The sequence below is a fragment of the Bradyrhizobium sp. LeoA1Lang genome (assembly GCF_055413685.1).
This window is the reverse complement of the sequence record NZ_JBVAPG010000180.1, coordinates 1-14,923: the sequence shown is the minus strand read 5'-3', so window position 1 is coordinate 14,923 and position 14,923 is coordinate 1. Positions and strand designations below refer to the sequence as shown.

13 protein-coding genes are annotated in these 14,923 nt (G+C 63.2%); 4 read left to right on the top strand and 9 right to left on the bottom strand.

Annotation, left to right across the window (positions count from 1 at the left end; translation table 11 throughout):
- Positions 1 to 459: 459 nt before the first annotated feature.
- From ACZYOF_RS36615 to ACZYOF_RS36580, 8 genes are all read right to left on the bottom strand, one after another.
- Complete coding sequence (locus ACZYOF_RS36615; RefSeq protein WP_463718809.1) at positions 460 to 993, bottom strand: lysozyme family protein; 534 nt, start codon at positions 991 to 993, stop codon at positions 460 to 462.
- A 254-nt stretch (positions 994 to 1,247) separates the two neighbouring features.
- Positions 1,248 to 1,721, bottom strand: a complete 474-nt coding sequence (locus ACZYOF_RS36610) for a hypothetical protein (RefSeq protein ID WP_463718808.1) — start codon at positions 1,719 to 1,721, stop codon at positions 1,248 to 1,250.
- A 302-nt stretch (positions 1,722 to 2,023) separates the two neighbouring features.
- Positions 2,024 to 3,583 (bottom strand): 2-isopropylmalate synthase, encoded by a 1,560-nt coding sequence (locus ACZYOF_RS36605; protein WP_130583003.1) that lies wholly within the window; start codon positions 3,581 to 3,583, stop codon positions 2,024 to 2,026.
- A 632-nt stretch (positions 3,584 to 4,215) separates the two neighbouring features.
- Positions 4,216 to 5,154 (bottom strand): polyphosphate kinase 2 family protein, encoded by a 939-nt coding sequence (locus tag ACZYOF_RS36600; RefSeq protein WP_463718807.1) that lies wholly within the window; start codon positions 5,152 to 5,154, stop codon positions 4,216 to 4,218.
- Positions 5,155 to 5,164: 10 nt separating this feature from the next.
- Positions 5,165 to 5,866 (bottom strand): NUDIX hydrolase, encoded by a 702-nt coding sequence (locus ACZYOF_RS36595; protein WP_282528377.1) that lies wholly within the window; start codon positions 5,864 to 5,866, stop codon positions 5,165 to 5,167.
- A gap of 9 nt (positions 5,867 to 5,875) precedes the next feature.
- Complete coding sequence (locus tag ACZYOF_RS36590; RefSeq protein ID WP_463718806.1) at positions 5,876 to 6,904, bottom strand: ABC transporter substrate-binding protein; 1,029 nt, start codon at positions 6,902 to 6,904, stop codon at positions 5,876 to 5,878.
- Between the two features lie 139 nt (positions 6,905 to 7,043).
- Positions 7,044 to 7,829 (bottom strand): ABC transporter permease, encoded by a 786-nt coding sequence (locus ACZYOF_RS36585; RefSeq protein ID WP_463718805.1) that lies wholly within the window; start codon positions 7,827 to 7,829, stop codon positions 7,044 to 7,046.
- The gene (locus ACZYOF_RS36580) at positions 7,829 to 8,665 is read right to left on the bottom strand and encodes an ABC transporter ATP-binding protein (protein ID WP_130583006.1); all 837 of its coding nucleotides are present in this window, start codon (positions 8,663 to 8,665) and stop codon (positions 7,829 to 7,831) included. The genes ACZYOF_RS36585 and ACZYOF_RS36580 overlap by 1 nt, the downstream gene beginning before the upstream one ends.
- A 125-nt stretch (positions 8,666 to 8,790) precedes the next feature.
- Between ACZYOF_RS36580 and ACZYOF_RS36575 the strand changes: the two genes are divergently transcribed.
- Positions 8,791 to 9,579, top strand: a complete 789-nt coding sequence (locus tag ACZYOF_RS36575; protein ID WP_130582998.1) for an ATP-binding cassette domain-containing protein — start codon at positions 8,791 to 8,793, stop codon at positions 9,577 to 9,579.
- Positions 9,576 to 11,135 (top strand): ABC transporter permease/substrate-binding protein, encoded by a 1,560-nt coding sequence (locus ACZYOF_RS36570; protein WP_463718804.1) that lies wholly within the window; start codon positions 9,576 to 9,578, stop codon positions 11,133 to 11,135. Before ACZYOF_RS36575 ends, ACZYOF_RS36570 begins: the two co-directional genes overlap by 4 nt.
- Positions 11,136 to 11,247: 112 nt before the next feature.
- Here ACZYOF_RS36570 and ACZYOF_RS36565 read toward each other — a convergent pair whose 3' ends face one another.
- Positions 11,248 to 12,957 (bottom strand): sulfatase-like hydrolase/transferase, encoded by a 1,710-nt coding sequence (locus ACZYOF_RS36565; protein WP_463718803.1) that lies wholly within the window; start codon positions 12,955 to 12,957, stop codon positions 11,248 to 11,250.
- A 253-nt stretch (positions 12,958 to 13,210) separates the two neighbouring features.
- On the opposite strand from ACZYOF_RS36565, the gene ACZYOF_RS36560 reads away from it, so the two are divergent.
- Positions 13,211 to 13,588 (top strand): hypothetical protein, encoded by a 378-nt coding sequence (locus tag ACZYOF_RS36560; protein ID WP_282528388.1) that lies wholly within the window; start codon positions 13,211 to 13,213, stop codon positions 13,586 to 13,588.
- A 200-nt stretch (positions 13,589 to 13,788) separates the two neighbouring features.
- On the top strand, positions 13,789 to 14,607 hold the full coding sequence (locus tag ACZYOF_RS36555) for a Crp/Fnr family transcriptional regulator (RefSeq protein ID WP_282528372.1): 819 nt from the start codon (positions 13,789 to 13,791) through the stop codon (positions 14,605 to 14,607).
- Positions 14,608 to 14,923: the final 316 nt, after the last annotated feature.

Genomic DNA, 14,923 nt, shown 5'->3' with positions numbered 1-14,923 from the left:
GTCATTCGCATTGCGCTCGCCCGTAAGCTCCTGGTCCGCCTCAACGCCAAAGCACGCGAGGCGCGTGCCGCTTACGCCAATGCAACTTGACAATCCAGATAGTCGCTCATCCGCCGTGAGACGCGCGGAGTTAAATCATTGATTTGCCCGACGGCGAAAGCGGATTATTTTTCGCGTGAGGGGTGGACACGTTTCTGCTGATTTGCCCGTCGGGTTGATTTGTCGCACCCAAAGTATCCACATCGTCATTGCGAGCGGAGCGAAGCAATCCATAGTGCCGCAAGCGGAGGCATGGATTGCTTCGCTTACGCTCGCAATGACGGGACTGTAATTCCGGGGCGATGCGATAGCATCGAGCCCGGAATCCATTTTGCAGCTTGCGCAAGTAGACGAATGGATTCCGGGCTCGCGACTTCGTCGCGCCCCGGAATGACGAGAGGGGTTGGTGACGCAATGGATTCACGAGCGCCCGGGTGAATTGCCCACCGCCATCTTGCGATCGGCCCAGGTTTTGAGATCGCCCACCGTCAGCATCTTGAGGAACGGATTGGCATTGACCAGCTTCTCGCGGGTGGTGCGGCCCGTCACGTCGGCGGCGGCCATAAGGGAAGCGGCGTCGGCGTTTTCCGCCGCGGTCAGCAACGCCACCGCGCCTGCCGGTCCGGCAAAATGCACGAGGTAGAGAGAACCCGGCGTGATCGGCAGGCCGCGCTTGCTCAGCATCGCGGCATTTCGTTCGATCGTGCGTGCGGTGATTTCCCGGGCAAGCCCGACATCTCGACGCAGCTCCAACACTTCCTTGTCGCTGCGTCCCTGGACCAGATCGCGTCGGTGTCTTCGAACGGCTTCGAGCCATGTGTCGTCGAGAAACTGAGCGGCTCCGGTCGCACTCGAGCGCTTGTTCCTGGCATTCGGGTCGCCGTTTGATTCAGCCGTGATGATGCGCTCGACCAGCGCCCTGATCGCGGCCTGATCGATCGCCTCGTCCTTCAACTGAACGTCGCGAAACAAGAACAGGCTTGCCGTGACGGCCAACGCGATCGCTACCGCCAGCACGATGGAGATGGCTTCGATCGACCGCCACTGCCGCGCCGGCACAATGGTCCGACGCTCATCCGGGTCAGGCGGCCTGATTTCAACTGCGCGGCCTGCCGGGTTCGACGTGGGCATGGACTTCGGCATGGACCTGGGCATGGGATGCCGCGGCCTGGCGTCAGCCACCCCTTCGAAGGCAAAGGATTGTTGCGCTAGGTCTGACATCCCAGTGGCAGGCTCAATGCTTTGAACAGGCCGTCGAAGGCGCCGGGCTGACAGGATTTGGCCTCGACAGTCGGTTTGGAACGCGTGGTCTTTGCCGTTGCTTTGGCAATCTCGTGCTTGGGCAGTTGCTTCGGTCGAGGTTTCGGCAGCACGACAGCGGGTTTTGCGGCTGGGACTGCGCGCTCAGTCGCTTCAACGATCGGCGCGGGTTCCGGTGCAACCGCGGCGGATTGAACCGGCGGCGCGATTGGTTCGGGAGAGAAGATCTGCTGGGCCGATGCCTGCTGCTGCGTATGCGGGATTTCGTTCCGGTCTGCTGCGGTCAGCGTATCGCCAGATGCCGCGAAGCTCAGGGTTGCCTGAGCAAGCTGCGTCTCGACAGACTTCGTCGCGCGCGGCGGAGTCTGCATCTCCATCACCGCAAGCGTACCGAGGCCAACAAGGATGAGAGCCGCCCTCATCTGATCTCGCGTTTCATTGGAGATCAAAGGCTAGGTCTCAATGCGGCGGCTTGGCGGCGGAAGTGAACACCGCGGAACGGTGAGCGGAAAAGATCAGGGATTAAGGTTAATGCGGGCGCTGGAAGTGGCGTTCGCTCACTTCCGCCCCCACTGATTCTTGTCATTCCGGGGCGATGCGAAGCATCGAGCTATGATGTGCAATTGCACATCAGAGAATCCATTCCTCCGCCTGCGCCTGCGGCCCGATGGATTCCGGGCTCGCGCTGACGCGCGCCCCGGAATGACAGCGGTGGGCGTGGCCCCTAGCCCGCGACTGCCGCCGGGATGTCGCGCTGGCGCTTCATGACGATCTTGTTGAGGGCGCCGAGATAGGCCTTCGCCGACGCCACCAGCGTGTCCGGGTCGGCGGCGCGCGCGGTCATCGAGCGGCCGTCATGGGCGAGGCGCACGGACACCTCGGCTTGCGCGTCGGTGCCTTCGGTCACCGCGTGCACCTGATAGAGCTCGAGCTTGGCGTCGTGCGGCACCAGGCGCTTGATGCAGTTGAAGACGGCATCGACCGGGCCGTTGCCCTCGGCTTCCTCGATCCTGGTCTGGCCGTCGACGTCGAGCTTCATGGTCGCGCGCTGCGGGCCATGGGTGCCGGCGATCACGGTCAGCGAGGTCAGCTTGATACGGTCGTAGGCGGCGGCGATCTCCTCGTCGAGCAGCGCCTCGATGTCCTCGTCGTAGATGTCCTTCTTGCGGTCGGCGAGCGCCTTCATCCGCGCGAACGCATCCTCGAGCTGGTTCGGACCCAACTTGTAGCCCATCTCCTCCAGCTTGTGGACAAAGGCATGGCGGCCGGAGTGCTTGCCGAGCACCAGCGAGGACTGCTTCAGGCCGACCATTTCAGGCCGCATGATCTCGTAGGTGGAGGCATCCTTCAGCACGCCGTCCTGGTGGATGCCGCTCTCATGCGCGAACGCGTTACGGCCGACGATCGCCTTGTTGTACTGCACCGGGAACGAGGTCGCCGCCGACACCAGCTTCGAGGCGCGCGTCAGCTGCGTGGTGTCGATCCTGTTCCAGTACGGAAACTTGTCGTTGCGCACGTTGATCGCCATCACGATCTCTTCGAGCGCGGCGTTGCCGGCGCGCTCGCCGATGCCGTTGACGGTGCATTCGACCTGACGGGCACCGCCGACGATGCCGGCCAGCGAGTTGGCCACGGCCATGCCGAGGTCGTTATGGCAGTGGACCGAGAAGATCGCCTTGTCGGAGTTCGGCACGCGCTCGATCAGCGTGCGCATGAAGTGGGTGTACTCGTCGGGCGTGGTGTAGCCGACGGTGTCGGGGATGTTCACCGTGGTAGCGCCGGCCTTGATCACGGCTTCCACGATGCGGCAGAGGAAATCCATCTCGCTGCGGGTGCCGTCCTCGGCCGACCATTCGACGTCGTCGATCTGGTTGCGGGCGCGGCTGACGTTGGCGATCGAGGTCTCGATCACCTGCTCCGGCGTCATGTTCAGCTTCACCCGCATGTGCAGCGGCGAAGTCGCGATGACAGTGTGGACGCGGCCGCGTTTGGCAAATTTCACCGCTTCCGCACAGCGGTCGATGTCCTTCGGATGCGCGCGGGACAGGCCGGCAATGACAGCGTTCTTGGAACGGCGGGCGATCTCGCTGACCGCCTGGAAGTCGCCCTCCGAGGTGATGGGGAAGCCGGCCTCGATGACGTCGACGCCCATCTCGTCGAGCAGCTCGGCAACCTCGAGCTTCTCCTCGAAGGTCATGGTGGCGCCGGGGCACTGCTCGCCGTCACGCAGCGTGGTGTCGAAAATGATTACGCGGTCCTTCTCGGACTTGTTGGCGGTGGTCATCTGCAAAGTTCCTTTGGGTCGGTCGCGCTATCTTATCACTGAGCGCTAAAGGGTTTCTGGTGTTCTCACGCAACCCCTGAGTGCCCAGGCGCAACCGCCCAGACGGCCCTCAGGGGCCGATAAGAAGCAGAATCCCGCCAAGAAGGAGGGTCGGCAGCGACGCAGCCGGAATCGCGGGGGCAACTTGAGCCGTTCCCGTCAGGATTCCATCGTTTTCGCTGCGAATCAGCATTGCCAGTACCCTTTGGAGGCCAAATCCTCGGTCAAAACCGTTGACGGTTGGTTGCCGAGGCCACCTCCGGGCGCGTTTCTAGACGAAGAGAGCGCCCCGCCGCAACGGTAAAAAGATGGTCAGTGGGGCTGACCTAAATACGGGGCCGCTGTCATTCCGGGGCGCGCCTCTTGGCGCGAACCCGGAATCCATCAGGCCGCAGGCGCAGGTGGTAGAATGGATTCCGGGCTCGATGCTGTCGCATCGCCCCGGAATGACAGCGTCGTCGGATGGGAGCCCGCGAACTCCGCTGTCATCGTCCGGCTTGACCGGACGATCCAGTATTCCAGAGTCCGGAGTTTGAGCCGAGAGGCCGACGCGTACTGGATTCCCCGCTTTCGCGGGGAATGACGGCGGAGCGCTACTTCGGCTTCTTCTTTGCCTTTCCCGCCCCACCCTTCCCTTCCGCCAACAGCGCCTCGCGGACGTGCTTGAATTCGCTGCGTTCGGAGTTGTCGACCTTCGGGAAATGCAGATCGAGCTTGTCGAGCGCGCTGACGATGGTGGAGCCGATCACCACGCGGGCAAACCATTTGTGGTCGGCCGGCACGACGTGCCAGGGCGCGTCGCGGGTTGCGGTGTGGCGGATCATGTCCTGGTAGGCGGCCATGTAGCGGGGCCACAGCGCGCGCTCATTGACGTCGGCCATCGAGAACTTCCAGTTCTTCGACGGCTCCTCCAGCCGCCCCAGGAAGCGCGCGCGCTGTTCCTGCCTGGAGACGTTGAGGAAGAATTTCAGGACCACGATGCCGTTGCGCGAGAGGTAGCGCTCGATCGCCGAAATATCCTCGAAGCGTTCGCGCCAGATGTTCTTGGTGACGAGCCGCGCCGGCAGCTTTTCCTTGGCGAGGATTTCGGGATGCACGCGCACCACCAGGCATTCCTCGTAATAAGAGCGGTTGAAGATGCCGATGCGGCCGCGTTCGGGCAGCGCGATCATCGAACGCCACATGAAGTCGTGGTCGAGCTCCTTGGACGACGGCTCCTTGAACGAGGTGACCTCGCAGCCCTGCGGATTGACGCCCTCGAACACGCTCTTGATCGCGGAGTCCTTGCCGGCCGCATCCATGCCCTGGAAGACCAGGAGCAACGACCAGCGGTCCTGGGCGTAGAGCTTCTCCTGGAAATCGTTCAGCCGCCTGCGATTGGCCTCGATGATCTCCTCGCCCACGACCTTGTCGATGCCGCCTTTCTCGTTGGTCTTGAGCGATTTGAGGTGAAAGTGGTCCGAACCGTCGACGCGGAACGGTGCCACGAAAGGTTTCAACTCGTCGGCCAGCAGCTTCGATTTCTTGCCCATGGGCCCTTTCTTACTTGCTCAGATGCATCTCGATAAACGCGGTGACGAAGCGCGGCATCGTGGCGGTGAAGTCGCTAAAATCCCTCACCAGGCGGATCGCCGCCAGTTCGGGCTCTTCCTGCAGCGCGAGATTGCTTTCGATCCGCGCGCGCAAGGCATCGCCGGGCATGTCGACATACAGGATCCGCATCATGGCGATGGCGACGCCGGTGAAGACGCAATCCCAATGCGCATCGGGGCGGTAGTCGGCGGGCGTGAGCCCGGTCTCCTCCTCCACCTCTCGTGCGACGCTGCCGGCGATATCGAGCATGTCGCCCCTGATGTCGTCGAGATCGGGCGTGCCCGACGGGAAGTAGACCCGTCCGGGGTTTGAGGTGTGATGGCCCATTTCCCCGAGCACGAACGCGCCGTCGCTTGCGAGCAGCGCGCCCATGCCAAAGCCGTTGAACACGCTTCTGTCGGGAAAGCCCCAGTCGCGCCAGGCGAGGAAGCTCGCGAAATCGGTCTCGAAATAGCTCGCGCTCAAGCGCTCGCCTTCGAACGCGGCGCTGCGTCCCAGGAGCACGCGGCCGTTCCAGAGGTTCGGCCGTTCGCGCTGTGCCTCGGCGAAATGCGCATCGATCTCGGCGCGCCGCGCTTGTGCGAACGGCCACGCCCATGGCTGCACCTTGAGGTCCAGCGAGGTGACCCGATGAATGGAAGGTGGCGTCATCAGGCGGGCTTACTTCGCACCCGTCCCCGTGGTCTTCTTCGCCTGCTCGACCAGCCTGTTGGTGTAGGTCTTGCTGACGTCGATATTGGCCTTGGCGACCTCCGGCGAGCCTTCGCTGAACACCGCCAGCACCGCGTCGGCGCCCTTCGGGTCCATCTTGCCGGTCTCCGAATACATCGGGATCGTGTTCTTCAGGGCGGCGAGATAGAGCTCCTTGTTCTTGCCGACCATCTCCTCGGGCATCTTGGCCATGATGTCTTCCGGCGAATGCGAATGGATCCAGGCGAGCGTGGCGAGGATCGCATTGGTGAGCGCTTGCGCCTCCTTCTCGTGCGACTTGACCCAGGCCGCGGTCGAATAGAGCGCGCCGCCCGGATATTCGCCGCCGAACACCGCGAGCGTGTCGTGCTGGGTGCGGGTGTCGCTCAGGATCTTCAGGTCGGCATGGCTGCCCTGCAGGACGGTGACGGAGGGATCGAGCATCACAGCGGCATCGATCTGCCCCTGCTCCATCGCCGCGACCGCGGTCGCGCCCAGGCCAACGCTGATCACGGAAGCGCTGGTGGGATCAAGCCCGTTCTTCTTGAGCAGATATTTGAGGAAGAAATCGGTCGAGGAGCCGGGCGCGCTGACGCCGACCTTCTTGCCGGCGAGGTCCTTGATCGAATTGATCTCTGAGGTGTGCTTGGGCGACACCACCAGTACCAGGCCGGGATAGCGGTCATAGACCACGAAGGCCTGCAATTCCTGCCGCTTGGCGGCGAGATTGACGCAGTGATCGAAATAGCCGGAGACGACGTCGGCGCTGCCGCCGAGCACGGCTTTCAGCGCGTCCGAGCCGCCCTTGAGATCGACCAGCTCGACCGCGAGCCCCGCCTTCTCATATTCGCCGAGCTGCTTGGCGAGCACCGTCGGCAGATAGCATAGGCACGCGCCGCCGCCGACCGCGATCGTGACCTTGCTTTGCGCTGCGGCAAGACCCGACGTCAGCACCAGCGCCAGCAGCGCACCGGCTAAGTGGCCAAACAGTTTCCTCATGATTGTCTCCGTTCCGTGGGGTGCAGGATAAAGCAGCGCGCGGGCGTTGAGAAGGCGTAGGGTGGGCAAAGGAGCGCAGCGACGTGCCCACCATCAAGCACTCCGCACGTGATGGTGGGCACGCTCCGCTTTGCCCACCCTACAATTCGCGCGCCGCCGTTGGTCGCCAGACCAGCAGGCGCCGCTCGACCAGCGTCACGGCCATGTCGATCAGGATGACGAAGGCCGACAGCACGAACATGCCCGCGAAAACGCCGGCGACGTCGAACACGCCCTCCGCCTGCTGGATCAGATAGCCGAGGCCGGCGGCGGCGCCGAGATATTCGCCGACGACGGCACCGACCACCGCAAAGCCAACGGACGTATGCAGCGAGGAGAACATCCACGACAGCGCCGACGGCCAATAGACATGCCGCATCAATTGCCGCTCGCTCATGCCGAGCATGCGGCCATTGTCGAGCACGGTCGTGCTCACTTCCTTGACGCCCTGATAGACGTTGAAGAACACGATGAAGAAAACGAGGGTCACACCGAGCGCGACCTTGGACCAGATGCCGAGGCCGAACCATAGCGCGAAGATCGGCGCCAGCACGACGCGCGGCAGAGCGTTCGTCATCTTCACGTAAGGGTCGAACACGGCGGCGACGCGCGGCTGGCGCGCGAACCAGAAGCCGACCAAAATGCCGAGGGCCGAGCCGATCACGAAAGCGAGGATCGATTCCCACAGCGTGATCGCAAGATGCTTCCAGATCACGCCGGTCGAGAACCAATTGACGATCTGGCTGACGACGTCGATGGGATTGGAGAAGAAGAATGGCGGCAGCCAGATGCGGCCGAACACCGGCACGGTGGCAAAGAGCTGCCACAGCGCCAGCGCGACGACGGCGACCAGGACCTGGCAGAGCAGCAGCGCGGCGCGGGACATCAGTCGGCTCCCCCGGCTTGCGTTGATTGCGCGTAACCCTTCATCACCTCTTCCTTCAGCACGCCCCAGATTTCGCGATGTAGTTCGTGAAACTGCTTGTCCAGCCGCACCTCGAAGATGTCGCGCGGACGCGGTAGCTCCACGCGCCAGTCGCCGATGATGCGCGAGCCGGGGCCGGCCGACATGATGACGACGCGGTCGGCGAGCGCGATCGCCTCCTCCAGGTCATGGGTGACGAACAGCACCGCCTTGCGGTCGGCGGTCCACAATTCCAGCAGGAGATTGCCCATCACCTGCCGGGTCTGGGCATCGAGCGGGCCGAACGGCTCGTCCATCAAGAGGATCTTGGGATCGCGGATCAGGACCTGCGCAAGGCCGACGCGCTTGCGCTGGCCGCCTGAGAGCATGTGCGGATAGCGGTTCGCGAATGCCCCGAGCCCGACCGAGGTCAGCCAGGCCTGCGCCTGTTCCAGCGCCTTCCGCCGCGGCGTGCCCTTGATCTCGAGCCCGATCGCGACATTGTCGATCGCGGTCTTCCAGGGGAACAGCGCATCGGCCTGGAACAGGTAGCCGGCATCGCGGTTCAATCCGGTGAGCGGCTGGTCGAAGATCCTGACCGCGCCCGCGGCCGGCTTCAGCAGGCCGGCGGCCACGTTCAGCAAGGTCGACTTGCCACAGCCGGTGGGGCCTACGATCGCCACGAATTCGCCATGCGCGACCGCAAGGCGCGCCTTTTCGACAGCGGTGTAGACGCGGGCGTCCGCAAGGCGAAACGCCACCGTCGCATCCTCGAGCGCCACCGCTGTGGGCTTGGCTGTGGGCTTGGCCTTGTCCACCACGTTCCCTCCCTGTTCGGGAGGATGCCTTAGCCTCTCGTGCGGACAAGTTCAACGCGGCATCGCGACGTGCTAGTTGATCTGTGATCTCCCGGATGGGGGCGCAGCGCGAGGTTTGAACAGCATTGTCCAACGGACCACTCATTGCCTACACCAAGGTCGGCAAGACCTTCGCCAACGGCGGCGTGGTCGCCGTCGACGATGTCTCGCTGGAGGTTGCCGAGGGCGAGTTCCTCGCCATCGTCGGCCGCTCCGGCTCGGGCAAGAGCACCTTGCTGCGGCTAGCCAACCGGCTGATCGAGGCCGACAGCGGCAGCGTCATGGTCGAAGGCGAGGACGTGCGCAATGTCGATCCGATCCGCTTGCGGCGGCGCATCGGCTACGTCTTCCAGAGCGGCGGGCTGTTTCCGCATCTTGCCGTCGGCGCCAATATCGGCATCACGCCGAAGCTGCTCGGCTGGCCGGCGGCGGAGATCGCAGCGCGTGTCGACGAACTGCTCGAACTGGTGCAGCTCGATGGCGCGCAGTATCGGGAGCGGCTGCCGCATGAGCTCTCCGGCGGGCAGCGCCAGCGGGTCGGCGTCGCGCGGGCGCTGGCCGCACGGCCGCGCATCGTGCTGATGGACGAGCCGTTCGGCGCGCTCGATCCCCTCACCCGCGATGCGCTCGGCGATGATTTCCGCGAGTTGCACCGCAGGCTCAAATTGACCACCGTCATGATCACCCATGACATGACGGAGGCGCTTTTGCTCGCCGACCGCGTCGCCGTCATGCACGAAGGCAGGCTGCTGGCGCAGGGCACCCCAGTGGAGCTTTCCGAGAGCACCGACCCTTACGTCGAAAAACTCCTGCACACGCCGCGGCGGCAGGCGGAACGGCTCGGCAAATTGCTGCCGGGGGACGGCGCCGCATGAGCCTGTTTTCCGATCCGCGCTGGACCGAGGCGCTCGCACATCTGCCCGATTATCTCGGCAACCATGTGCGCGTGAGCCTGGCTGCGCTCGCCCTCGGGCTCATCGTCAGCCTGCCACTGGCGATCGTCGCGCGCAACCGGCCGCTGCTGCGCGGCACGCTGCTCGGCTTCGCCAGCATCGTGCAGACGGTGCCGGGGCTCGCGCTGCTGGCGCTGTTCTATCCGCTGCTATTGGTGCTGGCGGCGCTGACGCTGTCCTGGTTCGGCTTCGATTTCTCCGCGTTCGGATTTCTGCCGGCGGTGCTGGCGCTCGCGCTCTATTCGATGCTGCCGGTGTTGCGCAACACCATCACCGGATTGTCGGGCGTCGATCCCGCGCTGACGGAGGCGGCGCAGGGCGTCGGCATGACGCCGCGGCAATCGCTGTTCATGGTGGAGCTGCCGCTGGCGCTGCCGGTGATGATGGCCGGCATCCGCACGGCGGCGGTGTGGGTGATCGGCACCGCGACGCTGTCGACGCCGATCGGGCAGACCAGCCTCGGCAATTACATCTTTGCTGGGCTGCAGACCCAGAACTGGGTGTTCGTCGTGTTCGGCTGCCTCGCCGCCGCCGCGCTGGCGCTCGCGGTCGACCAGCTCCTGGCGCTGATCGAGAACGGCCTGCGCCACCGCAGCCGGCTGCGTGCCGCGCTCGGCGCCGTCGGCATCGCGGCGCTGGTCGCAGCGACGCTGGTGCCGACGATGGCGCGCTCGGCGTCGAACTATGTCGTCGGCGCAAAAACCTTCACCGAGCAATATGTGCTGGCAGCCCTGATCGCGCAGCGGCTGAACGCGGACGGGCTGTCCGCGACCACGCGCGCCGGCCTCGGCTCCAGCGTGATCTTCGATGCGCTCAAGGCCGGCGATATCGACGTCTATGTCGACTATTCCGGCACGCTGTGGGCCAACCAGTTCCATCACACCGACATCCGGCCGCGCGAAGAGCTGCTGGCCGACTTGAAGGCGATCCTCGCGAAACAGGACATCACCTTGCTCGGCGAGCTCGGCTTTGCCAACGCCTATGCGCTGATCATGCCGAAGCAGCGTGCGGAAGCGCTCGGCATCCACACCATCGCCGATCTTGCGGCACTCGCGCCGTCGATGTCGATCGCCGGCGATTACGAATTCTTCTCGCGGCCGGAATGGGCCGGCATCAAACAGGCCTACGGATTGTCGTTCCGGACGCAGCGGCAGATGCAGCCGGATTTCATGTATGCCGCCATCGCTTCAGGGGATGTCGACGTGATCGCGGGCTATACCAGCGACGGGCTGATCGCGAAATATGATCTCGTCGTGCTCGGCGATCCCAAACACGCGATCCCGCCCTATGACGCGGTGATGCTGCTCGCGCCCAAGCGCAAGGATGATGCAAAGCTGCGCGCGGCATTGCAGCCGCTGCTCGGACGGATCGATATCGCCGCGATGCGGGAAGCGAATTTGCGCGCCGCCGGCAATGATGGCTCCTCCTCGCCGGACGCGGTGGCGCGCTGGCTGTGGGAGAAGATCGGGACGAAGTGAATCCCTTCGTCATTGCGAGGAGCGAAGCGACGAAGCAATCCATGCCTCCGCTTGCGGCGAGATGGATTGCTTCGCTTCGCTCGCAATGACGGAGAAGTGGGAATAGCGCCCCTCACAGCCCCTTGATCACACCCGCGTCGATCAGGAGGCGGTTGAAGCGGCGCGCCTCGGCGCCGTCCTTGCAGGCATAGAACAGGCCGCTGCAGCGGAGCATGATGTGCTTCTGCTCCTCGAACGAGGGATCGAGCGGAATGCCGGCGGCTTCCTGGATCACCAGCGGCAGATAGGCCGCATCGATCGTCTCCATCACGGCCGGCAATTTCACCGGTTCGAAATTGATGGCGTCGATTGCATAGTAGGTCGCGAAATAGCGCGGGTCATACTTCTCGAGCTTCTTGCCGATTCCGGCCGCATCGAGGCTCGGGTCGAGAAGATGCGGCGCGAATTCCGGCTGGTGATCGCCATAGCGCACGATCAGGAACGGCTGCGCCGGAAACTTCTTCTTCAGTCCCGCGACGAAGGCGGCATAGTCGCTGGCGCTCATCGCCTGCCGGCGCAGATACTCGTCGATGACGGGCGTGTTGCCGAGCGGGCGCCAGGACGGCGTCAGGTCCGCCCGCAAGGGCGTCTTCCACGGGAAATGGTTGGCGGCGAGATAGACGAAGGTGAACTGCGGCGCGCCGGGCGGCTGCTCCGCCATCAGCCGTAGCGCCTTGTCGTAAAAGAAGCGGTCGGGCTCGACATCCTTGGCGCCGAGATCGCGCGCGTCGTAGAAGCGCTGGATGCCGGTCGTGGCCTGGAAACTGCGCGCGCTCATGAAGGCGCCGAACGCCGGATAAAGCGAAAGCGTGTTGTAGCCGCAGCGGCGGAGCGCAAGCGGCAGCCCGCGCTCGACGCGGCCGGAGGCGATGCGGGTGACGAAATAGGCGAAACGGCCGAAGGAGCGCGAGGAGAGCCCGGCAAGCACGTTGTATTCGGTGAACCAGCTCGGCCCGCCATTGCTCTCGGCCAGGAATTTTCGCTCCACGCCGTCATAGGATTTGAACTGCGCGCCGTAGCCCGGCGGCACCCTGACGCCTTCGGCCGCACGGATATCGAAGCTCGATTCATCGTGGATCAGGATGATGTTCGGCCGGCGGCCGGCCGGATGGCAGGAATCCACCAGCGGAATCTTGAGGTGCTCGCTCGCGACCGCATCCGACTCCATGAAGCCGTAGTTGATGAAATCGGAAACCGCCGTGACGCCCGAGCGAGCGAATTTCGAGAGATAGCCGTCGTCGTAATAGCCGCGCCAATCCTCATCCGGCCAGGTGACGGCGTATCCGGCCAGCGCGGCCAGGCACGCCAGCTTGCAGGCCAGCGCCGGCAGGCGGCGGACGCGGAACGGATCGAGCCACCACAGCGCATACATCAAGGGCAGCGTGACGGCGCCTGCGCCGATCAGCGACCAGCGCAGGTTCGGGAAGATCGTCAGCAGAAAGGACGCGGTGTCGTGGTCGACCACCATCAGGTCGACGAAGTTCGCGGTCATCTGCACGACTTCGTGCTTGAACCGCGAGAGCAGCACCAACGCCACCACCAGCGTCAGCGACAGCGCCCCCGATAGCGCCGGCCGCCGCAGCAGCGCAATGAAGAAGAAGTTAAGTGTACCCCAGGACAAGAGGAAGCAGAGGCGCGAGCCGAAATCGGTCTCGGTCTGCACCAGGATCGCGAGCGCCGCCATCTGTGGCGCGGCGACGGCGAGCAGGCGCCAGATGCCGATCGCGGCCAAGCCGCCCGCAATCGCGGCAATCGAAGAACCTTGATTTGGAGCGGGCGCCATGGCTGACGACGCAACATTCCCCGGCGCAGTAGTTCGCCTTGGCTGGAGGTGACCAGGAGGCGGACGACGCAGCCGGAACCCGCGTCGCGTCACAAAACCGTAATGTAATCGTCATGAATGCGCAATGAATTTGCGGCCGCGGGCGGGAGGCAGGGTAAATCCACGTGCGGCAGACGGGCAAAGGACGTCCCCTGCAAGCAATCCAACGGCACATGAGGAGGGCGCCGAACAGGCGGTGCGCGCGGACCCCGCCTTGATCGAAGCCGTGGCCAAGCTCGATGCGGGCCATACGACCTCGTTGCAGGTGCGTATCGGTATCGCCACGGGCCTCGTGGTCGTCGGCGATCTGCTCGGTGAGGGCGCCGCCCTCTGGGATAAAGCTGCCCGATGCAGCCGCACGTCCGTTCTGCTGGAGCGGACACAACGCAGTCCGAAACCAATGTCAGGGAAGTGCCAAACTCGGAAGTTCCGATTTTGCGAAACTGTTGCTCTCCACCTGCGAAAGTCGCCCAAGAGCCGACGTTACTTCTGTTCAGCTCAGGGGCAGCTACAATGGCAAAACCAACGAGAGCGGGGAATTGCCGACACTACCGCTCAGGGTAAAATTGATCGATTGCATCGAGACCGCTAGAGCATGATCCGGAAAAGTGGAAACCGGTTTTCCCTCGCGACAAACGCGAAGCTTTTGCGCGAAGATCGTGCTCAAACAAACAGATGAGATCATGATCCGATTCCATTTAATCGGATCATGATCTACTAATCTTACTCGACGGTTGTTATCCGACTTCGATATCCGACGAATACCGGCGGCTTTGCGCGGGGGATGATCCGATGGAGTCCAGCAGGGCAGATTTTTCGACGATACTAAACCGCATTCTTGATACGGCGGCGGACAATCTCAGGATCGCAAAGATTCTGATTCAACTGGGTCTCGATCCCAACAACATCACCTACGACGCACTATTCGGCCGACTGCTGGAAATTGTGCTGGCCAACATCACGCTTGCCAACATGTTCGCCCTCGTTGGCGCCATCTTCTTTGTCGCTACCTTGCTGATGCAGACAATGGTGCCGCTGCGCGTCGCGAACATGGCCGGCTGTACATTCTTCGTTGCCTTTGGCGCGCTCTCCGGAAACGTCGCGACTTTTCTCCTGTATCTGCTGTTGCTGCCGATCAATGCCGTTCGCCTGCGTCAAATGCTCAATCTGATCAAGAAGGCGCGTATCGCGACGGAGGGCGACACCTCGATGGAATGGCTCAAACCGTTCATGACCGAACGCAGATATCGCCGGGGCGACATATTGTTCAAGAAGGACGATGCAGCTACCGAAATGTTCCTGGCGGTCACAGGAACGTTTTTGGTCACGGAAATCGGCGTCGAACTTCCACCGGGACGTCTCATGGGCGAACTTGGCTTCCTTACTCCCAATAAACGGCGAACCGCGACGGTCGAATGCATGGAAGACGGGCAAGTGCTGACCATAACTTATGAGAGGTTGCTCGAAATCTACTTTCAAAATCCGCAATTCGGTTATTACTTTCTCGTCCTCACCAGCCAGCGCCTGCTGGAGAACATCTCGCGGCTAGAAGGAACTATCGCACAAGAGAAAGCCGCGCGGCAGACTACAGCCACGGACGACATAACTTAACCTTTGGCTCCTGATTGCCTCACACTGCCACGTCCCGACGGCAGTGCCGGTCTCGTGAGGCAACAATTTCCGGTTGGGGTTATTTTTGGACCTGAGCGCGATAGCGGATGAAGTCCGTTTTTCCGCGATCAACGGATATCGCCAGCGCTGCGCTTCACTTCTGAAAAGTGTCAGGAAGACACGCGCTCAAGGGTGCCGTCCGAAAAGCGGTTGGAATTGAAAGTGGCGTAGTCTCCGGGGTGATCAACCTCGAATCACCCGGCGTTGACGCGCCGGGCTGGAGACCACGCCATGACAAGCGTTACCACGAAGGCTT